The sequence below is a fragment of the Aquibium sp. ELW1220 genome, from assembly GCF_030398385.1.
In the GTDB taxonomy this organism is placed as follows: domain Bacteria; phylum Pseudomonadota; class Alphaproteobacteria; order Rhizobiales; family Rhizobiaceae; genus Aquibium.
This window is the reverse complement of sequence record NZ_JAOAOQ010000007.1, coordinates 48,438-69,573: the sequence shown is the minus strand read 5'-3', so window position 1 is coordinate 69,573 and position 21,136 is coordinate 48,438. Positions and strand designations below refer to the sequence as shown.

Sequence of the window (21,136 nt, the reverse complement as noted above, 5' to 3'; positions counted from 1 at the left end):
TTCGCGCCGCACGCTTTAGGTCTCTGTTTTCGCGCATGTCTTTCACCCGAAACCGGTGCCCGCTTTCGGGAGACATGCTTCAGGGGGTAAGAATGCTGGATCCGATCGTCGACTTCTTCTCGCGGGTCTTCCAGGCCATCGGCCGCGGCATCGGATGGGTCATCGGCATCCTGCTGTGGCCCTTCCTTGCCGCCAGCCGCTGGTATGCGCGGCGGGGATGGCTGATCAAGGGTCCGATCGGCATCGCCCTCCTCGTTCTCCTGGGCCTCTACGCCAACTTCTTCTACCAGACGCAGCGCTGGGCCGGTTTCAATCCCGATTACGTCGACGCCTACCAGCTCGACCAGCGCGCGGTCTCGGCCGGCGAACAGATCACGGCCGCCGGTGCGGGCGACACGACCCGGACCTGCGGGCGGTCCGCCATCGCCGACGTTACCGCCGACCTGATCGACTTCAACGTGAACCAGAACGCCTGGATCTCGTCGATGCTGCTCTACAAGACCGGCTTCTTCGGCATCGATTGGGACAGCACGCCCTTCTTCGACAACGAGGCGTCCTTCCAGCGCGGGGTCAACCAGGCGATCCGGAGAACCACCGTCGAACTCGTCGATACGCTCGGCCGCGTGCGCGGTACCTCGCAGATCGATTCGAACCTGCAGGACGCGCGCGGCAACATGCAGTTCGACGAGTCCACCTGGTATTTCGGCGTCAATCCCTTCGGCCCGAAGACGCCGACGCCTGCCTTCTATCGCTCGGCAATCCGCGACCTGCGGGTGTTCAACGAACGCCTGGCCGGATGCAACGCCGTCTTCGACGCGCGCGCCGACAATCTCATCCAGTTCCTCGACCGCATCGCCAACGACATCGGCTCCACCTCCGCGATCCTGCGCGAGCGCTCCGAACTCTACAATCGCGGCTGGTTCGACGTTCGCGCCGACGATCGCTTCTGGTTCGCCTATGGCCAGTTGTATGGCTACTACGGCATCCTTCATGCCGCGGGAGCCGACTTCGAGGATGTCATTGCGCAGCGGTCGATCAAGCCGCTGTGGGATGCCACGGAGGACCAGTTCCGCGCGGCCCTGCGGATACAGCCCTTCATCATCTCGAACGGCGACGAGGCCGGCTGGATCATGCCGACCCATCTCGCCACGATGGGCTTCTACGTGCTGCGCGTGCGGTCCAACCTCGTCGAGCTTCGCTCGGTGCTCGATCGCTGAGAACGCCGCGCGGCAATCCAGTCGTTCCGCAGCGCATCAGCCCTGCCCCGTCCCCGCGGGACGGGGCTCGGACGCGATCGAGGCCTGTCGCATGCGATTCCGGCATGCTGTGATACGGCCGGCATCCGACTATATCATTTTCGTTTTCATTTCATTTTCTTGGACAATTTTCCGGAATACTTCCGGTCACCTCGCGTGAAATCGCCCCATCGACGCTTTGTTTCGCGGTTTCTTCAGCTCATGGCCGGGGACGTTATTTTGTATTTCGGCACAAGGACAGCGCAAGAGCTCTGCCCGGCGCGCTACCTTTCACATTCAAGTAGAGCGACGCCAGCAAAATCATGTCACGAATTCCGCTCGCATCAAAGCCTATTTTTTCTTCGTGATAACAATTTTACGATACTCCGAGCGATTAATAAGAATTTGATCGCACTATTTGACAAGAAAAGTCGAATATCAGGACGTCTATAGACATTTAATATCGAACTATTGAACCGACCAATACACATATATCAGGAATATGGCCGCCGGGGTTTGATCTTCAGCATAATTTGCTATAGGATCACGAAAAATATCCGGAAGGAGTCAACATTGAATGACTTGGCCGCGGTGAAGAGCCGCGACGTGTCGCTTGCGCCTGCCGAAGCGACCGAACGTCCTATGGTGCTGTTCGAGGAGGTGCAGAAATCCTACGACGGCGAGACGCTTGTCGTGAAAAATCTCAACCTGAGCATTGCGCGCGGCGAGTTCCTGACCATGCTCGGACCGTCCGGCTCGGGCAAGACCACCTGCCTGATGATGGTCGCCGGCTTCGAGGCCGCCACCAATGGCGAGATCTATCTCGATGGCCGCCCCATCAACAGCGTGCCGCCGCACCAGCGCGGCATCGGCATGGTGTTCCAGAACTACGCGCTGTTCCCGCACATGACGATCGCCGAGAACCTGGCCTTCCCGCTCAGCGTCCGCGGCCTCGGCCGCGCCGAGCAGGAAAAGAAGGTGCAGCGCGCCCTCGACATGGTGCAGATGGGCGACGGTTCCTTCCACGGTCGCCGGCCGACACAGCTCTCCGGCGGCCAGCAGCAGCGCATCGCGCTCGCCCGCGCGCTCGTCTTCGAACCCGAGCTCGTCCTCATGGACGAGCCGCTCGGGGCGCTCGACAAGCAACTGCGCGAGCACATGCAGTACGAGATCAAGCACATCCACGAATCGCTCGGCGTGACGGTCATCTACGTCACCCACGACCAGAGCGAGGCGCTGACCATGTCGGACCGCGTCGCCGTCTTCAACGACGGCGTCATCCAGCAGCTCGCGCCCCCGGAAGTGCTCTACGAGAAGCCGGAAAACAGCTTCGTCGCCCAGTTCATCGGCGAGAACAACACGCTGCACGGCCGCATCCGGTCGATCAACGACGGCATCGCCCGCGTCGAGCTGACCGACGGCGAAAGCGTCCACGCGCTCGCCATCAATGCCGGGCCGGGCGAGCGCACGCAGCTCTCGATCCGTCCCGAGCGCGTCGAGATTGACCCCGACGAGAGCGTGACGGACCACACCGTCACCGCCCGTGTCGAGGAGGTCATCTATCTCGGCGACCACATCCGCACCCGCATGACGGTGGCCGGCAATGCCGACTTCATCGTCAAGACCCGCAACCGGCTCGGCGCCCGGCGCTTCAAGCGCGGCGAGATGGTCCGGGTCGGCTGGGCGACCGAGGATTGCCGCGCGCTCGACCGCGGCGAATAGGCGCCGACACGCCTCGCAAACAGGGTCCGCCGGCGGCCTTGCAATTCATGACAGTGGTGGCCGGACGCAGCCTGCCTGCGCACCGCGTCGAAATCGATTCAATGCACGGAAAGGTGTCAACATGAAACGCACACTCATCCTCACGAGCACCGCGGCCGCGATCGCCATGGGCGGAGCAGCCGTCGCGCAGGACAAGCAGCTGACGATCGTCTCCTGGGGCGGCGCCTACTCGAACTCGCAGGACAAGGCCTATCACGAGCCCTACGAGGAGAAGACCGGCGTCGAGATCGTCACCGAGGACAAGTCGGCGAACGGCCTGGCCGGCATCCGCGCCCAGGTCGAGGCTGGCAACGTGACCTGGGACGTCGTCGATCTCCTCCAGGCGGACGCCCAGCGCGCCTGCGACGAGGGCCTCGTCCTGCAGATCGATCCCGACGAGTGGCTGGCGCCCGCGCCGGACGGCACGCCGGCCTCGGAGGACTTCGTGGACGGCACGATCGGCGAGTGCTTCATCCCGCAGATCCTCTACTCGACCATGTTCGCCTACAACACCGAGGCCTTTCCCGACGGCGGTCCGCAGACCGTCGAGGACATCTGGAACGTCGAGGCCTTCCCCGGCACGCGCGCGCTGCAGCAGATTCCGCAGAAGAACCTCGAATGGGCGCTGATCGCCGACGGCGTCGAGCCGGACCAGGTCTACGAGGTGCTCGCCACGCCCGAGGGCCAGGACCGCGCCTTCGCCAAGCTCGACGAGATCAAGGACAGCGTGATCTGGTGGTCGGAAGGCGCCCAGCCGCCCCAGATGCTGGCCGACAAGGAGGCCGTGATCGCGACCGCCTACAACGGCCGCATCTTCAACGCGCAGGCCAACGAGGACCAGCCCTTCGAGATCATGTGGGACCACCAGATGTTCGAGACCGACGGCTGGGTGATCCCCGTCGACACCGGCAACGAAGAACTGATCAAGGACTACATCCGCTTCGCCACCGACACCCAGCGCCTCGCCGACCAGGCGAAGTACATTTCCTACGGTCCGGCCCGCAACTCGTCCGCGCCGCTCGTCGGCACGCTCGAAGGCACCGACATCGACATGAAGCCGCACATGCCGACCAGCCCGGAGAACCTCGAGACCGCCATCCGGTTCGACGTCCAGTTCTGGGCCGACTACGGCGATTCGCTCGAGGAGCGCTTCAACGCCTGGGTCGCAGGCTGATCTGCGGCACCTGACATGGGACGGGGCGCACAGCGCGCCCCGCCTCTCCACCTGACGAGACCGCAAGCGGGAAGAGATCGATGGCGACCAGGGAACAGAGATCGAAGGCGCCGCTGGTGGCCGCCGACGGCACCCCGCTCAAGGAAGCGCTGCGGCGCTCCCAGGCGGTCGAGCGCCGGCGCGCGTTCGCGCTGGTCGCGCCGCTGCTGGTTTTCATCCTGCTGGTCTTCGCCATTCCGATCGTCGCGATGATCTGGCGCTCGGTCTACAATCCCGAGATCCGCGAATACCTGCCGCAGACGGCGGCGGCCCTCTCGTCCTGGGACGGCGAGGACGTGCCGCCCGAGGCGGTGTTCCAGGCGATGGCCGCCGACATGATCGTCGGCGTGGAGAACCGCACCATCGGCCGCGCCGCCGCCCGCATCAACCGCGAGATCCCCGGCGCCCGCTCGACCATGATGCGCACCGCGCGCAACGTCGACGCGTGGTCGGCGCCCTATCGCGAAAAATTCCTGGAGGCCGACGAGGACTGGGCGAGCCTCGAGTTCTGGCACATCCTGCAGCGCGAATCCCGCCTGATAACCCCGACCTACTACCTCCTCGCGGTGGACTACGAATACAACGCCCAGGGCGAGATCGCGCCGCGGCCGGAGGTCTACCAGGTCTACCAGTCGCTGTTCTTCCGTACCGCCTGGATGAGCATCCTCATCACCGGCATCTGCGTGTTGCTCGCCTACCCCATCTCCTACATGGTCGCCACGCAGCCCGTACGGATCGCCAACCTGCTCCTCATCCTCGTGCTGCTGCCGTTCTGGACCTCGCTCCTGGTGCGAACCTCGGCCTGGATCGTGCTCCTGCAGCAGCAGGGGGTGATCAACGAGCTTCTGGTCTGGGCCGGCGTGATCGACACCGACGGCCGGCTGCGGATGATCTACAACCGCATCGGCACGGTGGTGGCGATGACGCACATCCTTTTGCCCTTCATGGTGCTGCCGCTCTATTCCGTGATGAAGACAATCCCGCCGTCCTACCTGCGGGCGGCCAAGTCGCTCGGCGCGCATCCGTTCCGGGCCTGGTGGTCGGTGTATTTCCCGCTCACCGTGCCGGGTCTTGCGGCCGGCTGCATCCTCGTCTTCATCCTGGCGATCGGCTACTACATCACGCCGGCACTGGTCGGCGGCGACAGCGGCATCTTCATCTCCAACCTGATCGCCGACAACATGCAGGGATCGAGCGCGCAGTTGAAGCTCGCGGCGGCTCTGGCCACCATCCTGCTCGTCGCGGTCCTCCTCGTCTACTGGCTGTTCAACCGGCTGGTCGGCGTCGACAAGCTGAAATTCGGTTAGGAGGCGACGATGGCCGTTCCCACCTATGCGACGACGTCGGAGCGCATATGGTACTATGCGTTCCGCGTGATCTGCGGGCTGATCTTCTTTTTCCTCATCGCCCCCATCATCGTCATCATCCCGCTCGCCTTCAACGCGCAGCCCTATTTCACCTTCACCCGCGAGATGCTGTCGCTCGACCCGGACGGCTATTCGCTGCGCTGGTACCGCGATCTGCTCGGCTCCAGCGAGTGGCTGAACTCCATCGCCAATTCCTTCATCATCGCCATCGCCTCCACCATCGTGGCCACGGCGCTGGGGACGGTGGCGGCTCTGGGGCTCAACCGGCGCAACATGCCCGCGCGCGCGCTGATCACCGCGATCCTGATCTCGCCGATGATCGTGCCGCTGATCATCACGGCGGCCGCTCTGTTCAGCTTCTTTGCCCGTATCGGCCTGTCGAACACCTATCTCGGCATCATCCTGAGCCACGTCGTGCTGGGCACGCCCTTCGTGGTCCTGACGGTCACGGCATCCCTCGCCGGCTTCGACCAGACGCTCATCCGCGCCTCCCAGAGCCTCGGCGCCAACCAGACGCGCACCTTCTTCAGGGTCATCCTGCCATTGCTGCTGCCCGGGGTCATCTCCGGCGCCTTGTTCGCCTTCGTCACCTCGCTCGACGAGGTGGTGATCGTCAACTTCATGGCCGGCCCCGCGCAGACGCCCATGACGGTGCGCATGTTCTCGGGCCTGCGCGAAGAGATCAGCCCGACCATCCTGGCGCTCGCCAGCCTGCTCGTGGCCCTGTCGATCCTGCTTCTCGCGACCCTGGAAATGATCCGCCGCCGCAATGAGAGGATGCGCGGATTGTCGCCCGGCTGAACCGGTGGACGACGCCGCGTCCGCCTTGCCTTTCCGCCCCTCCTGCCGCTACGATGAGACGATATTGTTTTGTTTCATAACATTCCGGGAGGATATCTCATGGACGCATCGGGTCAGGTCGCAATCGTCACCGGCGGTGGTTCGGGCCTTGGCGAGGCGACGGCGCGCGCGCTTGCCGCGCGCGGCGCCAGGGTCGCCATCTTCGACGTCGGCATGGAGCGGGCCGAGAAGGTCGCAGCCGACATCGGCGGCATCGCCGTCAAGTGCGACGTCTCCAGCGCCGAGAGCGGGGAAGCCGCGTTCGCGACCGTTGTCGAGAAGCTCGGCTCGCCGCGCATCCTCATTAACTGCGCCGGCATCGCCATCGCCATGAAGACCACGAGCAAGGACGGTGTCCACCCGCTCGACATGTTCAAGAAGGTCCTCGAGGTTAATCTCGCCGGTTCCTTCAACATGATCCGCCTCTTTGCCGGCCTCTGCGAAAAGTCCGAACCGCTGGAAGGCGGCGAACGCGGCGTCATCGTCAACACCGCCTCCGTCGCCGCCTATGACGGCCAGATCGGCCAGGCCGCCTACTCCGCCTCCAAGGGCGGCGTCGTCGGCATGACGCTGCCGATCGCCCGCGACCTGTCGCGCGCCGGCATCCGCGTCTGCACCATCGCACCCGGCATCTTCAAGACGCCGATGCTGGCCGGTCTGCCGGAGGACGCGCAGCGCTCGCTCGGGCAGCAGGTCCCCTTCCCGTCGCGCCTCGGCGAGCCGGCGGAGTATGGCGCGCTCGCCTGCCACATCGTCGAGAACCAGATGCTCAACGCCGAGACCATCCGCCTCGACGGCGCCATCCGCATGGCGCCGCGCTAAGGCGCACCATGCCATGGGGGAGGAGGAACGGAAGGGGCCGCTCGCCGGCCTGAAGGTCATCGAGATGGCCGGCCTCGGGCCGGTTCCGCTCGCCGCCCTGATCCTGTCGGAGATGGGCGCCAGCGTGCTTCGCGTCGACCGGCTGAGGGCAGCGCCTTCCTTTCTGAACCTCCCGCCGGAGCTCGATCTCGACCGCCACGGCCGCGAAACGCTGCGGGTCGACCTGAAGGCGCCCGAGGGCATCGCCCTGATGCACGACCTCGCCGCCGGTGCCGACGTCCTGATCGAGGGCTTTCGGCCTGGCGTCATGGAGCGGCTTTCGCTCGGCCCTGACGAGCTGCTGGCGGCCAATCCCGGCCTCGTCTACGGCCGCATGACCGGTTTCGGCCAGGAAGGTCCGCTCGCCCAGCGCGCCGGTCACGACCTGACCTACCTCGCGATGACGGGCATGCTGCACGCCATCGGCCCGAGCGACGGCAGGCCGGTTCCGCCGCTGAACCTCGTCGCCGACTATGGCGGCGGGACGATGTTCCTGATCGCCGGCGTGCTCGCCGCCCTCTTCGAGCGGTCGCGATCGGGTCGCGGTCAGGTGATCGACGCGGCCATGATCGATGGCGCCTCGACGCTGGGGAACCTTCCCTATGCGCTCCTCGCGGCCGGCCTGTGGCAAGACCGGCGCGGCTCCAACCTGCTCGATTCCGGCGCGCCCTTCTACGACACCTACGAAACGGCCGATGCGAAGCATCTCGCCATCGCCTGTCTCGAACCGCAGTTCTTCGCCGAGTTCGCCGGCCTGCTGCCTCTGGAAGACCGTTTCGTCGAGGCACAATACGACCCGCGTCTCTGGCCGGAGATGCGCGCCGCAATCGCCGCCCGGGTGGCCACCAGGACCCGGGACGAGTGGTGGTCGATCTTCGCGGAGACCGATGCCTGCGTGGCGCCCGTGCTGTCGATGGCCGAGGCGCCCGAGCATCCGCACAACGTCGCCCGCGGCACGTTCAGGCGCGACGGCAGGCTCGTTCGCGCCGCGCCGGCGCCCCGCTTCTCCCGGACACCCTCCTCGCCCGCATCGCAGCCCTCCCAGCCGTCACGCGCGGCCTCTTTGCCGCCGGCTCTCGAAGCCTTCGGCATATCGCCGGCCCGCTCCGAGGCCCTTGCCAGGAGCGGCCTGATCGCGGGATAAGGTGACAAAGCCGATCCGCTTTTCGGAACGTCGACGAAGCGGATGGAAGGAAGCTGCCTGCCGGAGATCGAGACATGGCCGACGAGAAGAAGGACGTCCTGCGCCCCACCGATGAGGAGGCCATCCGGCTCGCCCGGCGGCTGCTGCGCGTCTCGCGCTACGGTGCCCTGGCCGTGATCGAACCGGAGACCGGCGCGCCATCCGCAAGCCGGGTCGCAACCGCGACCGACCCCGACGGCTCGCCGCTGATCCTCGTCTCGACACTGTCGACCCATACGGGAGCGCTCGCCGCCGATCCGCGGTGCTCGCTTTTGCTCGGAGAACCGGGCAAAGGCGATCCGCTCGCCCATCCCCGGATCACGATCTCCTGCCTCGCACACAGGCTCGACCGCGAAAGCGACGACGGCAAGCGCGCGCGCCGTCGCTATCTCAACCGCCACCCGAAGGCCGAGCTCTACGTCGACTTCGGCGACTTCTGCTTCTTCCGGCTGGATCCGCAACGCGCCGGCCTGAACGGCGGGTTCGGCAAGGCCTACGCACTCACCCGGCGCGACCTTCTGGTCGACCATCCGTCCATCGGCGAGATCGCTGCGGCGGAACAGGGTGCGATCTCCCACATGAACAGCGATCACCGCGACGCCGTCGAACTCTTTGCACGCCATTTCGCCAGAGCCGGAGTTGGAAACTGGATCATGACCGGCCTGGACGTGGACGGATTCGACCTTGCTTGCGGCGATGATTCGCGTCGCGTCTTCTTCGACGAGCCGCTGACAGGAGCGACCGCCATGCGCCAGGCACTGGTTTCGATGGCCCGAGCCGCCCGCGACAGCAGCCAATAGGCATTTCTTGCCCGCCGCGAAATGAAATTGCCGGACAGTGCTTCCCCAGGGAAACGATCTGGATTAACTTTTGTGGTATCGGCGATACGAGGATCAGCCGGCGCTGAACGCCGGAAACCTCTTGCGCCCGAAAAGCGCGACGGGTGCGTGGGCTCGCAGGAGGCGGTGTTTGGGAATGGACGACTTGCGCTTTTACGCGGACGAAGCTTCCGTGTTTCTAGCTGCCTTCTCCAACGGAAAGCGCATCCAGATCATCTGCGAACTGCTCGACTCGGAACTGCCCGTCGGTGTCATCGCCCAGAAAGTGGGATTGAGCCAGTCGGCCCTGTCGCAGCATCTGTCGCGGCTGCGCGGCCTCAGGCTCGTCAACACCCGGCGCGACAAGCAGACGATCTACTATTCCTGCAGTTCCGACCAGGTCCGCCGGCTGTTCGGAACTCTGGACGAGATTTTCGTATCGGCAAGCCGGAAGGCCGGCGTGCCGGTCTGAACGGTCGACGCGCCCACGTCCCGGGCTCCTTGCGTCTTCGGCCTCTACCCCCGTCTTGACCTCGCCTGCCGGCCCGTCCAGACCTGTCGCCGGCAACAGGACAGGGCTGACCGGCATGAGTGTTTTGAGCAAGATTGTGCAATCTGGACGACCAGCCGCGGTTCTGCATCTCCGTGCCTGAGATCATCCGCATCGACGACGCGGATGATCCGCGGCTCGCGCCCTACCGGCAGATCCGCGAGCGCGATCTGGTCGGCCGCCAGCACCGCTTCATCGCCGAAGGGCGGGTCGTCCTGAACGTGCTTCTCGGACACGCGCGGTTTGAAGCCGAGTCGCTGCTTCTCCTGGAGAACCGGGTCGATGGCGTTTCCGATCTGCTCGCCCGCGCGCCGGATGGGCTGCCCGTCTACGTCGCGTCCCAGCCGATCCTCGATGCTGTCGCCGGCTACCATGTCCATCGCGGCGTGCTCGGCGTCGGGCGGCGAACCGACGCGCGCGATCTGGACGCGTTCGTGGCCGCCCTGCCCCGGCGTGCCCTTGTGCTGGTGCTGATCGGCATCTCCAACCACGACAATGTCGGCGCCATCTTTCGCAACGCCGCGGCTTTCGAGGCGGATGCCGTCCTGCTCGACGAGACGAGCTGCGATCCGCTCTACCGAAAGGCCATCCGCGTCTCGGTCGGCGCCGTGCTCAAGGTTCCCCACTGGCGTGGCGGAACGGCCGAGGCGCTCCTCGCCCGCCTGGCGAATGCCGGCTTCGACTGCCTGGCGCTCAGCCCGCGTGGCGCCAGGGACATTGCGGAACTTGCGCCGCAGGAGCGCACCGCGCTGCTCTTGGGCAGCGAGGGAAGCGGCCTTCCGGCCGACCTGCTCGCCAGGCTGACGACCGTCCGGATCGGCATGTCCGCGGGCTTCGACAGCCTCAACGTCGCGACCGCTGGCGCCATCGCGCTGCACCGGCTGTGGCGGGGTGCTGGCAAGGACGGCGCGTCGTGACGTGACGTGACCGGAAAAGCAGGCCTCAGCGGGCGGCGGAGGCCTGCTTGAGCGCGCGCACCCGCTCGGCGAGGCTGGTCGGTCGCCGTTCGCCTGCGGGCTTGAGCGGCTCGACGATGTCGGCCGCCAGCGCCACCGTGATCGGCGATTCCGGCCCGTCGAGCGTTTCGGTCAGCCGCACGACCTCGGCGGCGAGATCGTTGATCTGTTCGCGCAGCAGAGCATTCTCGCGCCGCTGCAGGTCCCAGTCCTCGGACTTGTCGCGTTCGTAGACGGCGAGGTCCGCCTTCAGCTTCTTGTTCTCGCGCACCAGTCTGGTGAGGCGCTCCTGCAACTGGTCGCGCTCCTCGTTCAGCGTGCCCATCGCCTTTTCCACATCGCCGCCCGTCGCGCCGGACAGCAGTGTCGACATCTGCAGCGTCAGGTCGGCGAGGTCGGCCTCCAGCTTCACGCGCTGGCTCTCGGAAGCCGACAGCCGCTCGTTCAGGTCGTTCTCGCTCGTGGCGCCCGAGCGGGCGTGCTCGCGCAGCCGGGCGAGATCCTTCTCGCGGCGATCGAGGCGCTCCTCGCGGTCGGCGATGGTCGATTCCATGCGCTCGATCTTCTTTTCGAGCTCGGTGATCTTCAGCCGCTCGGCCTTCAGGAGGTCCTGGTTCTGCTTGTTCTCCGCCGTCGCCTCGCGCAGCTGGCGCTCGACGTCACGGCGCTTGCCGCGCAGCGCGTTCAGGTCGTCGGAAACCCGCTCGTACTCCGCCTCCCGCGCCACCAGTTCGATCTGGCGGCTGCTGGAATTGAAGGCCGCATCGTCGTAGAGCCGCCCGAGCTTGTCGAGTTCGAGCGCCTTCTCGTCGATCCGGCGGGTGGCCTCGTCGAGCCGCCCCGACAGCACCTGCAGCTGTTCCTCGCGACGCCTCAGCTCGGCGCGCAGTTCGCTGCCCTGCGATTCCATCGCAGTGATCGCCGCGTTCTTCTCGCCGATCTCGTCGGTCAGTTCCTTCAGCTGCGCCTGGTGCCGGTTGATCTCGACGATCTGGCTCGACGCCTTGTCGCGGAATGCCTTGATGCTCATCTCCAGTCGCCGCGTCGACATCGCGAATTCGGCGCGCATCCGATCCTTGTCGGCCTGGATTTCGTTGAGCGAGAGCGGAACCGATGCCTCTATGCGCTTGCGCGTCAGCAGCACGGCCCGACGCCACACCGCGGGAGCGATCATCAGCGCCAGGAATCCCGCACACAGGAAACCGAGCGAAAAGAACAGAATGGATTCGATCACGCCGAACGCCCGCCCATAGCCGCACTGGACGACCCAGATGTGCCACAAGGGCACGGTCCCGATCCATCCCGGAAGGCCTTTTACTTCGCCTTAAGGTTAAGCGCCAGCGACGAAGGTCGTTCCCTGCCGGGCAGGACCTGTCCTCAGAACGGGTTCCAGGTCGGGCGCGACGTGACCTTCAGGTATCCGATGTTGACGCCGAGCCTCGCGCCGACGCCCGTCCGCACCGGAATGAGCAGCACGTTGCCGTAGCGCATGACGTTGAAGCCCACGCCGGCCACGACGTAGGCCGACCCCGCAACGCCCACATAGCGGTGATAGATCTCGTCGATCGTGTTGAGGTCGTAGACCAGCATCATGGTCCGCGAGCCCTGCCCTCCGAAATCCCAGCCGATGGAAGGTCCCTGCCAGAACAGCGTGTGATCGCCGGCATTCTTGGTGAACAGCGTTCCCTCGCCGTAGGTCAGCCCGCCGACGAGCGCGCCCGATCCCTCTTCGCCGAGGATATAGCCGTTGGGTACGCCGTAGCGTGCGAAGATGGTCTCGATCGCCGCCGCCACGCCTCCGGACGCGGCGCCGAAGAAATCGTGGCCCTTGTCGATGATCTCCTGCGCGGTGAACTCGGAGTTCGCGGACGCGGGGACCGGCTCCGCCTGCGCTATGGCGAACGCCAGTCCGAGCGCGACGAATGTCCGCGTTAGGAACCGCGCCAGTTTCGAGAGTGTCATATCCATACTCCGTCGGCAGCTGCTGCCCGGGGCAGAGCGCCTTCCGTTGATGCCCGTCCACCCGATCGGCCTTCCAGAAATCTAGGCCCAAATCGTTTTCCTTTCGTTAAGCATCTTTCGACACTCGACCGCGCTTCCCCGCAGCGCCGCGTTGCTCCAGTCGGCATTTCTTGCGACGACGGCTCCCTTGTGTAACGTCGAGGCTCCGGCAGCTTTTTTTGATTCGACCGCCGTTCCGCTGCCTTTCAAGCCGCCGTACCGAATGTGCTGGAGACCCGAATGTCCGAACTGTTTTCCCTGTCCGCGCCCGATCTGGCGGCTCTTCTGTGCAGCAGGGTCTGCCACGACATCATCTCGCCCGTCGGTGCCCTGAACAACGGCCTCGAACTCCTCGACGAGGGTGGCGCCGACGAGGACGCGATGAAGCTGATCCGTGCCAGCGCGCGTACCGCCTCCGCACGACTGCAGTTCGCGCGCATCGCCTTCGGCGCCGCGGGCTCGGCCGGGATGCAGATCGACACCGGCGATGCCGAGTCGGTTGCCACCGCCTATTTCCGCAACGAGAAGCCGAACCTCGAATGGGCGGGCGGGCGCGCCCTGCTGCCGAAGAACAAGGTGAAGCTGCTTCTCAACCTGCTGCTCATCGCCGCCGGCGCCATTCCGCGGGGCGGCACGATGAAGGTGGAACTCTCGGACCTGATGACCGAGCCGAAGTTCACGATCGTCTCCACCGGCCCGATGGTGCGCGTCCCGCCGAAGTTCCTCGAACTGCACTCCGGCTCGCGGCCCGAGGAGCCGATCGACGCCCACACGGTCCAGCCATACTACACGCTGCTACTGGCGCGCGAGGCAGGCATGACAATCTCGATCCATGCATCGGCGGAGGAGATCACGCTTTCTGCGGCGTGATCGCTGTCCTTCTCGACCGACAGTTGCCTTGCCTTCAAGTTTAGCGATCGGCTTCGCCAATTTTTTCACTGTTTCGCATAGTCTGCATCCGGGGCCAGTAGAGGTTACCGCATGATGCGGTCGCGACGCAGGGAAATGTGGACATGAAACGCTGCATGATCGTTGATGATTCGAGTATCATCCGAAAGGTGGTCAAGCGCATCCTGGGCGGCCCGGACCTGGCCGTCGTCGAGGCCGGCAACGGCCGCGACGCGCTCGACATGTGCGCGGCCGAGCTTCCCGACGCGATCATCCTCGACGGCACCCTCCCCGATATGCAGGCGCCCGAGTTCATTCACGCGGTCAAGGCGCTTCCCGGCGCCAGGGACGTGCGGATCCTCGTCTCGATCCTGGAGTTCGACATCGGCGCCATCATGCGGGCCAAGCGGGCCGGCGCGAACGGCTACATGCTGAAGCCCTTCAACCGCGCGCAGCTTTTGGACCGCTTTCGCGAGCTGAAGATCGCGGCCTGACCCTTTCGCCCCTTGACGCGGCAGGACCGCGCTCGTCCGAAAACGAAAAGCGCCCGACGATCGGCCGATCGCGGGCGCTTGTGATTTCGATCGAACGGGATCAGGCGCTGACGCGCACGTCCTCGGGTTCGCGCAGCACGTAGCCGCGCCCCCACACCGTCTCGATGTAGTTCTGCCCGCCCGACGCCGCGTCGAGCTTCTTGCGCAGCTTGCAGATGAACACGTCGATGATCTTCAGTTCCGGCTCGTCCATGCCGCCGTAAAGGTGGTTCAGGAACATTTCCTTCGTCAGCGTGGTGCCCTTCCGCAGCGAAAGCAGCTCCAGCATCTGGTATTCCTTGCCGGTCAGGTGCACGCGCTGGCCGCCGACCTCGACGGTCTTGGCATCCAGGTTGACGATCAGGTCACCGGTCGTGATCACCGACTGCGCATGGCCCTTGGACCGGCGCACGATCGCGTGGATGCGGGCGACCAGTTCGTCCTTGTGGAACGGCTTGGTCATGTAGTCGTCGGCACCGAAGCCGAGACCGCGGACCTTGTCCTCGATGCCGGCCATGCCCGAAAGGATCAGGATCGGCGTCTTGACCTTCGACAGGCGAAGCGTGCGCAGCACCTCGTAGCCGGACATGTCGGGCAGGTTCAGGTCGAGGAGAATGATGTCGTAGTCGTACAGCTTGCCGAGGTCGACACCCTCTTCGCCCAGATCCGTCGTGTAGACGTTGAAGCTCTCCGACTTGAGCATCAGCTCGATGCTCTGTGCCGTGGCACTATCGTCTTCAATCAGCAGGACGCGCATTTCAATCCCCTCTTCTGCAGCCGAGCCGGGTGTGCCGACATGCCGGCCCGGGAGCAGTCGTTACGTGACTCGAAAGCTGCCACGAAATGGTTAACAAAATCTGATTCCGCATGGCAAGCGCAATCATCCGTCAGAAGTGTCAAAGGCACCTTGTTGAATCCAAACATGAATCATCACGTCAGGTCATTAAGGTTCAAGCTTAAGAAGCGGCAGTAACCGACTCTGGCGACTCGCCTTGTCGGTTTCCGGAAAAGGCACTCGGCTTTTTTTACCGCCCCTTAAGCCCTCGACCGTATGATTAACGGTGCGCGTAAACGAATGGTTACCGGCACCGAAAATCCTTAGGATTTCGTTGCCCTCGGCCGTTGACGTGCGGAGGCGTGGGTCGGGCGTAATTTTTCCGGCGGGGTACGCGTATTCGGGAGTAAGCGGACATGAAGTCACGTGGAAATCTGGTTCGCCTGAAGCAGTTCCAGGTCAATGAGAAGCGCCGGCAGCTGTCGCAGCTGGACATGATGATCGCGGAATTCGACCGGATGGCCGCCGAACTCGACGCGCAGGTCGCCATCGAGGAGAGAAAGTCGGGAATCACCGACACCAATCACTTCGCCTATCCGACCTTCGCCAGGGCGGCCCGGCAGCGCCGGGACAACCTGAACAATTCCCGCCTCGACCTGCTCCAGCAGAAAGGCGCTGCCGAAATGGCGCTCGCCGAGGCCGAGACGGAACTGGCAAAGGCCGAGCAGCTCGAGAACCGGGACGCGCGCGTACGCGATGCCGAAGCGGACCTGCGCCGCGCCGTCGCGGGCTGATCCCTCGTCGTCGGCGGTTCGCCAGCCGGCGTCGACTTCCCCGCTTCAGGTCCGCTTCCGCAGCGGACCGTCTTCCTCTATAGCGCGCCGATGCGCCTTGCCCCGCCCATCCTGCTGTTCGTCGCCACGGTCGCCTTCGCGCTGGGCGTGACGCTGCCGCTGATCCGCGTCGAACGTCTCTATTTCTTCACGGAAGAGCCGTCGCTCACGGGCATGGTCGCCGCGCTCTGGCAGGGCGGAGATCCCCTGCTGGCCATCATCATCGCGCTCTTCTCGATCGCTTTTCCCGCGGTGAAGCTGATGCTGCTGCACGTCGCCGCCCATTCGGGTCGCGCCGCACACGACCGCCTGCCGGCCTGGCTGCGCGGCTTGTCGAACTGGTCGATGCTGGATGTGGTTCTGGTGGCGCTGGTCATCTTCGCGGCCAAGACGAGCGGCCTTGCCGCGGCCTTCACCAAGCCCGGACTGTGGTTCTTCGCGCTGTCGGTGGTCCTGACGGTCGCGGTCTCGGCGCTGCTGCGACGCGAACAGTCCGGCAGCTAGCGCATCGCCTGGACGAGGTCGCCGCTACCGATGTCTCGCCACGAGGGCATGGGTTCGGGAGGGAATGGAAGGGTGCTGCCAGCGGAAACTCGACGCCTGCTGGTGCAAATCCAAGAGAATCGCGTCGAGCGTCAGTGGCGATATTGCTGGATACGTGTGGTGCGAAGGCCGGCAAGTCCGTATTCGTCGATCGAAGCCTGCCAGGAGAGGAACTCCTCGACCGTGAGCTTGTAGCGCTGGCAGGCTTCCTCGAGGCTGAGAAGACCGCCCCTGACCGCGGCGACCACTTCCGCCTTGCGGCGGATGACCCAGCGACGCGTATTGCTCGGCGGCAGGTCTGCAATGGTCAGCGGGCTGCCGTCTGGCCCTATGACGTACTTGACCCGCGGTCTCACCAGATCGGTCATTTTACTCTCTACACCCGACACAAACTCGGCACCAACAGACTGCACACTACCGGTGTAGCTTTAAAAATTGGCTAAGCAGCCGGTAATTGAATCGTAACGAATCGGGACTCTCTAAAATACGAAGGATTCGCCTCCGGGCGACCGCCTTCTTGCGCGCGATGCTGGCATCCCGACGGTTCTTGACCTATCTGTCGGGGATGGGCATTGGACCCGCGTGACGGGCAACAAGGAAGCGAACGAGCCGATGAACAGCCTGGACCTTCCCGGCCGGCCGGAAGACACCCGCGTCGTCGTAGCGATGTCGGGCGGCGTCGATTCATCCGTCGTGGCCGGCCTCCTCAAGAAGGAAGGCTACGACGTCGTTGGCGTGACGCTGCAGCTCTACGATCACGGCGCCGCGGTCCATCGCGCCGGATCCTGCTGCGCGGGCCGCGACATCGAGGATGCGCGCCGTGTCGCAGAGACGCTCGGCATCCCGCACTACGTCCTGAACTACGAGCAGCGCTTCCGCGAAGCGGTGATCGATCCCTTCGCCCGCAGCTACATGTCGGGCGAAACGCCGATCCCCTGCGTGTCGTGCAACCAGACGGTCAAGTTCGCCGACCTGCTCGGCACGGCGCGCGAACTGGGGGCGGAGGCGCTCGCCACAGGCCACTACATCCGCAGTCGCTCCAACGGCTCCCACCGCGCACTCTACCGGCCGCTCGACGCCGACCGCGACCAGAGCTATTTCCTGTTCGCCACGACGCAGGACCAGCTCGACTACCTGCGCTTTCCGCTCGGCGGCCGCTCCAAGCCCGAAGTCCGGGCCATGGCCGAGGAGATGGGCCTGTCTGTTGCCGGCAAGCAGGACAGCCAGGACATCTGCTTCGTGCCGCAGGGCAAGTATTCCGACATGATCGCCCGGCTGCAGCCGAACGCCGCCACGCCCGGCGACATCGTCCACATCGACGGACGCACGCTCGGCCGCCACCAGGGCATCGTCCACTACACCATCGGCCAGCGCCGCGGCATCGGCGTCGCATCGGGCGAGCCGCTCTACGTCGTGCACCTCGATCCGGTCGGTGCGCGCGTCATCGTCGGTCCGCGCGAGGCGCTGGAGACGCGCCGCATCGCCTTGCGCGACTTCAACTGGCTCGGCGACACCCCGGTCACCGCGCTGGCGGGTGCCGACCTCGAGGTCTACGCCAAGGTCCGCTCCACCCGGCCTCCGCGTCCAGCCGTCCTGCACGTGGGTGCCGACGGACAGGTTGAGGTCGAACTCGCCGATGGCGAGACCGGCGTGGCGCCCGGCCAGGCCTGCGTGCTCTATTCCGACGACGGCAACGACGCCCGTGTGTTCGGCGGCGGCTTCATCGAGCGCACCCGCCGCTCGGGCAAGGCGGAAGCCATGCTGGCGACGCTCGCAGAGATGCCGGCGGCCTGACGACCGGCCGGCTTTCCGGTCGCCACAGCCGTCGATCTTCTTGTGTCTGTCAGGCTGCGTCCGCCGGACCCCGGTGCTTGTTCCCCTTCCCTCGATCGCATAAGATAGCAATCCAGAGTTGCCAAAGGCAGGGGATTGAACGGGCATGATCGGTCGGGAGATTGTCTCCGTGCTCATCGCGCATGCGGTCGGCAGCATTGAGGCTGCCGAGGCCTTCCTCGACCCGTTCCCGCACATGTTCTTCCGCGACTTCTTCCCGGTGGATTTCTACGCCCGGCTGCTCGCATGCTTTCCGCAGGACAGCGCCTTCGATCGGCTGAATGCCGAGGGAACCCGCCTGGCGCTGCGGCTTTATGGCCCCCAGATCGAGCGGATCGAAACGGAGCGGCGCGACCTGTGGTCGGCGGTCGCCGCCGTCCTCGTCTCGCCGGCAATCGAGGCGGCTGTGCGGGCAAAGCTCGCGGACGGCCTCGAGATCCGCCGCCGCGGCGACGGGGCCGCCAGCATGGACGACGTGAAGACCATCGCCAGGCCCGTGCTCTACAAGGACGTCGACGGCTACGAGATCAAGCCGCATCCCGACACGCGCAAGAAGGTCGTCACGATGCAGCTCTACTGTCCGGCGGACGACAGCCAGATGGATCTCGGGACGACGCTCTACCGCGCCTCGGCCAAGGGGCTGCTCAACCCGCGCTCCTATTTCCTGGAACCGGTCAAGACGCTCCCCTTCGCGCCCAATGTCGGCTACGCCTTCGTGGTGCTGAAGGCGTATCATGCGCCGTTGCGGATGAGCTGGCACGGCCGGCCGAAGATCGAGGCGCCTGCGGGCAAGCCGCGCATGTCGATCCTCAACACCTTCTACAACGACGAGGCAGCCGGCTTCTGACCGGCCGCGCGCATCCAGGGTGCGGCGCGGCGGGCTCCTGCCCGCCTGCACTCAGTCGTGAATGACGCTGCCGGCAGTGAGGATGCGCAGCACGGTGATCGCTTCCTCGCCGCTGGTTCTCGGCTCGGCCCGGGTCGCGATGCAATCGATGAAATGCTCGAGTTCGCGAGTCAGCGGCATGCCGGTGTTGTCGAATTCGACATAGGCGGGCTCGTTGGCGGTGAAGGCCCACTGCCCCGAATCCTGCCAGACGGCGTGCCGGTAGACGGCGAGCTTGCGCGGCCCCGGCTCCACGTCGTCGAAGACCGCCATCGCCTTGGTGCCGACGACGGTCAGCCGGCGCTCGCGATAGGGATTGAGCCGCGAGGTGAAGAGGTGCCCGCGCACCCCCCCGGGAAAGCGCATGTGGAGATGGGCGAAGTCGCTGAGATTGTCGAGGATCGCCGCCCCCTCGCCGCGAACCTCCAGCGGCGCCTGTCCGGTGATCGCCAGGATCATCGAGAGGTCGTGCGGCGCCAGATCCCACAGCGCATCGTTCTCGGTGTGGAACTTGCCGAGCCCGAGCCGGTGCGAATGGATGTACTTGACCTCGCCGAGTTCGCCGGCGTCGATCAGCGATTTCAGCTTCTCGAAGGCCGGATGGAAGCGCAGCACGTGGCCGACCATGAAGACGCGGCCGTTGGCCTTGGCCGCCGCGACCGCCCGTTCGGCGTCGGCCACCGTCAGCGCGATCGGCTTCTCGACGAGCACGTCCTTTCCGGCTTCCACCGCCGCGATGGCGAACTCGGCGTGGAACTGCGGCGGCAAAGCGAGCACGATCGCATCCACCTCGTCGCAGCGGATGAGGTCTTCAGGGGCGATCGCCAGGCATTCCTGTTCGGAAGCAAAACCTTCGGCACGCGCGGCGTTGGCGTCGGAGACGGCGTAGAGGGCGTCCAGCGACTTCAGGGTCCGTATGTGATTGCTGCCCCAGTAGCCGCAACCGAGGACTGCTAAACGTGGCGCCATGTGCGAAAATGTCCGAAAGAATCTGGCCTGACATATCGGGCCGCCAACCGGAACTCAACCCCCGTGCGGCCGCGGGCGATCAGGGCCGGTGCGGGACGCGACGCGAGGTTGTGGCGACCGGGCACCTTCAGGCGGGCCCGAGATGCCGCAGGAGCGTGCCGATGTCCTCGATACGGCACAGTTCGGTCCCGGGCGTCATGGCGGCTGCGGCGCCTGCGGCGATGCCGAAGCGGAACGCTTCGCCGGCGTCCTTTCCCTCCATCAGCAACCAGACCATGGCCGCCAGGAAGCTGTCGCCGGCGCCGACCGCCGAACGCACCCGCACGGCGATGGTCGGCAGCCGGAGCACGCCATCGCGGCTGGCGAGAATCGCCCCGTCGGCACCGAGCGTGACCGCAACCATTTCGGCCGCTCCGCTTGCGACGATGTCGGCGGCCACTGCACACGCCTCGTCCGGTCCCAGCCTGCGGCCGGCGAACTGCTCCAGTTCGCTCAGGCTCGGCTTGGCGAGGAACACCTTCGCGCGTTCGAGCGTCGCCTTCAGCGCGGCACCGGACGTGTCGAGCACGAAGCGGGCGCCGCGCCGTGCGGCCGCATCCGCTGCCCTCGCATAGAAATCCTCCGGCGCACCGGCCGGCAGGCTGCCCGAGCCGACCACATAGTCGCTGTCGTGGTCGGCCACGACGGCAAGCACCGCCTCGAGACTGTCCGCCGCCACCGCGGGCCCTTCGGGGACGAAGCGGTACTCGAGCCCGGTCGAGGTTTCGTGGACGATGAAGCCGAGCCGCGTCTGGCCCTCGATCGTGATACGCCGTGTCGCGACGCCCTGCTCGGCGAGCAGCCGGTCGAGCATTTGGCCGACCTCTCCGCCCGCCAGATAGACGGCCTCGACCGCGCGGCCGAGCTTCGCGGTGACCCGCGCGACGTTGATGCCGCCGCCGCCCGGATCGAAGCGCCCGTTGGCGGTGCGCACCTTGCGCACCGGCCGGATCACCTCGGCGTCGCCGGAGACGTCGACGGTCGGGTTGAGCGTAAGCGTGAGAACCTTTGCCATGCCAGTCCCTAATTGTCCGATGGCTGACGAACACCGG

21 protein-coding genes and 1 pseudogene are annotated in these 21,136 nt (G+C 65.5%); 16 read left to right on the top strand and 6 right to left on the bottom strand.

Annotation, left to right across the window (positions count from 1 at the left end; translation table 11 throughout):
• Window positions 1-92: 92 nt before the first annotated feature.
• The 10 genes from N1F91_RS08980 (at window position 93) to N1F91_RS08935 (ending at window position 10,745) form a co-directional block, all read left to right on the top strand.
• Window positions 93-1,217, top strand: coding sequence for a DUF2333 family protein (locus N1F91_RS08980; RefSeq protein WP_289991562.1), 1,125 nt, complete (start codon window positions 93-95; stop codon window positions 1,215-1,217).
• 660 nt (window positions 1,218-1,877) lie between these two features.
• Entirely contained in the window at window positions 1,878-2,957 is a 1,080-nt protein-coding gene (locus N1F91_RS08975; RefSeq protein ID WP_289991709.1) for an ABC transporter ATP-binding protein, read from the top strand.
• A gap of 121 nt (window positions 2,958-3,078) precedes the next feature.
• Window positions 3,079-4,170, top strand: coding sequence for an ABC transporter substrate-binding protein (locus N1F91_RS08970; RefSeq protein WP_289991559.1), 1,092 nt, complete (start codon window positions 3,079-3,081; stop codon window positions 4,168-4,170).
• An 80-nt stretch (window positions 4,171-4,250) separates the two neighbouring features.
• A complete protein-coding gene (locus N1F91_RS08965) occupies window positions 4,251-5,516 on the top strand; it encodes an ABC transporter permease (protein WP_289991557.1) in 1,266 nt (421 codons plus the stop codon).
• 9 nt (window positions 5,517-5,525) lie between these two features.
• Window positions 5,526-6,377: an ABC transporter permease gene (locus N1F91_RS08960; protein WP_289991554.1), complete on the top strand. Its 852-nt coding sequence runs from the start codon at window positions 5,526-5,528 to the stop codon at window positions 6,375-6,377.
• A gap of 99 nt (window positions 6,378-6,476) precedes the next feature.
• A complete protein-coding gene (locus N1F91_RS08955; RefSeq protein WP_289991552.1) occupies window positions 6,477-7,238 on the top strand; it encodes an SDR family NAD(P)-dependent oxidoreductase in 762 nt (253 codons plus the stop codon).
• Window positions 7,239-7,251: 13 nt separating this feature from the next.
• Window positions 7,252-8,421 (top strand): CaiB/BaiF CoA-transferase family protein, encoded by a 1,170-nt coding sequence (locus N1F91_RS08950; RefSeq protein WP_289991551.1) that lies wholly within the window; start codon window positions 7,252-7,254, stop codon window positions 8,419-8,421.
• A gap of 74 nt (window positions 8,422-8,495) precedes the next feature.
• The gene (locus N1F91_RS08945; RefSeq protein WP_289991550.1) at window positions 8,496-9,260 is read left to right on the top strand and encodes a HugZ family protein; all 765 of its coding nucleotides are present in this window, start codon (window positions 8,496-8,498) and stop codon (window positions 9,258-9,260) included.
• A gap of 175 nt (window positions 9,261-9,435) precedes the next feature.
• Complete coding sequence (locus N1F91_RS08940; RefSeq protein ID WP_289991549.1) at window positions 9,436-9,750, top strand: metalloregulator ArsR/SmtB family transcription factor; 315 nt, start codon at window positions 9,436-9,438, stop codon at window positions 9,748-9,750.
• A 173-nt stretch (window positions 9,751-9,923) separates the two neighbouring features.
• Window positions 9,924-10,745: an RNA methyltransferase gene (locus tag N1F91_RS08935; RefSeq protein ID WP_289991547.1), complete on the top strand. Its 822-nt coding sequence runs from the start codon at window positions 9,924-9,926 to the stop codon at window positions 10,743-10,745.
• 25 nt (window positions 10,746-10,770) lie between these two features.
• Here N1F91_RS08935 and N1F91_RS08930 read toward each other — a convergent pair whose 3' ends face one another.
• Together N1F91_RS08930 and N1F91_RS08925 are read right to left on the bottom strand one after the other, a co-directional pair.
• A complete protein-coding gene (locus N1F91_RS08930) occupies window positions 10,771-12,072 on the bottom strand; it encodes a hypothetical protein (RefSeq protein ID WP_354670535.1) in 1,302 nt (433 codons plus the stop codon).
• An 89-nt stretch (window positions 12,073-12,161) separates the two neighbouring features.
• Window positions 12,162-12,656, bottom strand: a pseudogene (locus N1F91_RS08925) (EipA family protein); the annotation flags it as partial.
• 369 nt (window positions 12,657-13,025) lie between these two features.
• On the opposite strand from N1F91_RS08925, the gene chpT reads away from it, so the two are divergent.
• Both chpT and N1F91_RS08915 read left to right on the top strand, forming a co-directional pair.
• Entirely contained in the window at window positions 13,026-13,655 is a 630-nt protein-coding gene (gene chpT, locus N1F91_RS08920) for a histidine phosphotransferase ChpT (RefSeq protein WP_289991546.1), read from the top strand.
• Window positions 13,656-13,798: 143 nt separating this feature from the next.
• Window positions 13,799-14,167 carry a response regulator gene (locus N1F91_RS08915; RefSeq protein ID WP_289991545.1) on the top strand — a complete coding sequence of 123 codons (369 nt, stop codon included), beginning with the start codon at window positions 13,799-13,801 and terminating at the stop codon, window positions 14,165-14,167.
• A gap of 100 nt (window positions 14,168-14,267) precedes the next feature.
• Here the strand turns inward: N1F91_RS08915 and ctrA are convergent, their stop codons facing one another.
• Window positions 14,268-14,963 (bottom strand): response regulator transcription factor CtrA, encoded by a 696-nt coding sequence (gene ctrA, locus N1F91_RS08910; protein WP_126700245.1) that lies wholly within the window; start codon window positions 14,961-14,963, stop codon window positions 14,268-14,270.
• Window positions 14,964-15,397: 434 nt separating this feature from the next.
• On the opposite strand from ctrA, the gene N1F91_RS08905 reads away from it, so the two are divergent.
• Both N1F91_RS08905 and N1F91_RS08900 read left to right on the top strand, forming a co-directional pair.
• Entirely contained in the window at window positions 15,398-15,775 is a 378-nt protein-coding gene (locus N1F91_RS08905) for a flagellar export protein FliJ (protein ID WP_289991543.1), read from the top strand.
• A 90-nt stretch (window positions 15,776-15,865) separates the two neighbouring features.
• Window positions 15,866-16,318: a paraquat-inducible protein A gene (locus tag N1F91_RS08900; RefSeq protein ID WP_289991542.1), complete on the top strand. Its 453-nt coding sequence runs from the start codon at window positions 15,866-15,868 to the stop codon at window positions 16,316-16,318.
• Window positions 16,319-16,449: 131 nt separating this feature from the next.
• On the opposite strand, the gene N1F91_RS08895 is transcribed toward N1F91_RS08900, so the two are convergent.
• Window positions 16,450-16,725 carry a DUF1153 domain-containing protein gene (locus tag N1F91_RS08895; protein WP_024849925.1) on the bottom strand — a complete coding sequence of 92 codons (276 nt, stop codon included), beginning with the start codon at window positions 16,723-16,725 and terminating at the stop codon, window positions 16,450-16,452.
• A gap of 244 nt (window positions 16,726-16,969) precedes the next feature.
• On the opposite strand from N1F91_RS08895, the gene mnmA reads away from it, so the two are divergent.
• Both mnmA and N1F91_RS08885 read left to right on the top strand, forming a co-directional pair.
• Window positions 16,970-18,151: a tRNA 2-thiouridine(34) synthase MnmA gene (mnmA, locus tag N1F91_RS08890; protein WP_289991538.1), complete on the top strand. Its 1,182-nt coding sequence runs from the start codon at window positions 16,970-16,972 to the stop codon at window positions 18,149-18,151.
• A gap of 169 nt (window positions 18,152-18,320) precedes the next feature.
• On the top strand, window positions 18,321-19,037 hold the full coding sequence (locus tag N1F91_RS08885) for a hypothetical protein (RefSeq protein WP_289991537.1): 717 nt from the start codon (window positions 18,321-18,323) through the stop codon (window positions 19,035-19,037).
• Window positions 19,038-19,088: 51 nt separating this feature from the next.
• Here N1F91_RS08885 and N1F91_RS08880 read toward each other — a convergent pair whose 3' ends face one another.
• Both N1F91_RS08880 and N1F91_RS08875 read right to left on the bottom strand, forming a co-directional pair.
• On the bottom strand, window positions 19,089-20,045 hold the full coding sequence (locus N1F91_RS08880; RefSeq protein ID WP_289991536.1) for a Gfo/Idh/MocA family oxidoreductase: 957 nt from the start codon (window positions 20,043-20,045) through the stop codon (window positions 19,089-19,091).
• 127 nt (window positions 20,046-20,172) lie between these two features.
• Entirely contained in the window at window positions 20,173-21,099 is a 927-nt protein-coding gene (locus tag N1F91_RS08875) for a hexose kinase (protein WP_289991535.1), read from the bottom strand.
• Window positions 21,100-21,136 lie beyond the last annotated feature (37 nt).

Excerpts from the sequence above, each read along its gene's own strand:
- N1F91_RS08980 (WP_289991562.1), top strand. The coding sequence starts at position 93 with ATGCTGGATCCGATCGTCGACTTCTTCTCGCGGGTCTTCCAGGCCATC.
- N1F91_RS08975 (WP_289991709.1), top strand. The coding sequence starts at position 1,878 with ATGGTGCTGTTCGAGGAGGTGCAGAAATCCTACGACGGCGAGACGCTT.
- N1F91_RS08970 (WP_289991559.1), top strand. The coding sequence starts at position 3,079 with ATGAAACGCACACTCATCCTCACGAGCACCGCGGCCGCGATCGCCATG.
- N1F91_RS08965 (WP_289991557.1), top strand. The coding sequence starts at position 4,251 with ATGGCGACCAGGGAACAGAGATCGAAGGCGCCGCTGGTGGCCGCCGAC.
- N1F91_RS08960 (WP_289991554.1), top strand. The coding sequence starts at position 5,526 with ATGGCCGTTCCCACCTATGCGACGACGTCGGAGCGCATATGGTACTAT.
- N1F91_RS08955 (WP_289991552.1), top strand. The coding sequence starts at position 6,477 with ATGGACGCATCGGGTCAGGTCGCAATCGTCACCGGCGGTGGTTCGGGC.
- N1F91_RS08950 (WP_289991551.1), top strand. The coding sequence starts at position 7,252 with ATGGGGGAGGAGGAACGGAAGGGGCCGCTCGCCGGCCTGAAGGTCATC.
- N1F91_RS08945 (WP_289991550.1), top strand. The coding sequence starts at position 8,496 with ATGGCCGACGAGAAGAAGGACGTCCTGCGCCCCACCGATGAGGAGGCC.
- N1F91_RS08940 (WP_289991549.1), top strand. The coding sequence starts at position 9,436 with ATGGACGACTTGCGCTTTTACGCGGACGAAGCTTCCGTGTTTCTAGCT.
- chpT (WP_289991546.1), top strand. The coding sequence starts at position 13,026 with ATGTCCGAACTGTTTTCCCTGTCCGCGCCCGATCTGGCGGCTCTTCTG.
- N1F91_RS08915 (WP_289991545.1), top strand. The coding sequence starts at position 13,799 with ATGAAACGCTGCATGATCGTTGATGATTCGAGTATCATCCGAAAGGTG.
- ctrA (WP_126700245.1), bottom strand. The coding sequence starts at position 14,963 with ATGCGCGTCCTGCTGATTGAAGACGATAGTGCCACGGCACAGAGCATC.
- N1F91_RS08905 (WP_289991543.1), top strand. The coding sequence starts at position 15,398 with ATGAAGTCACGTGGAAATCTGGTTCGCCTGAAGCAGTTCCAGGTCAAT.
- N1F91_RS08900 (WP_289991542.1), top strand. The coding sequence starts at position 15,866 with ATGCGCCTTGCCCCGCCCATCCTGCTGTTCGTCGCCACGGTCGCCTTC.
- N1F91_RS08895 (WP_024849925.1), bottom strand. The coding sequence starts at position 16,725 with ATGACCGATCTGGTGAGACCGCGGGTCAAGTACGTCATAGGGCCAGAC.
- mnmA (WP_289991538.1), top strand. The coding sequence starts at position 16,970 with ATGAACAGCCTGGACCTTCCCGGCCGGCCGGAAGACACCCGCGTCGTC.
- N1F91_RS08880 (WP_289991536.1), bottom strand. The coding sequence starts at position 20,045 with ATGGCGCCACGTTTAGCAGTCCTCGGTTGCGGCTACTGGGGCAGCAAT.
- N1F91_RS08875 (WP_289991535.1), bottom strand. The coding sequence starts at position 21,099 with ATGGCAAAGGTTCTCACGCTTACGCTCAACCCGACCGTCGACGTCTCC.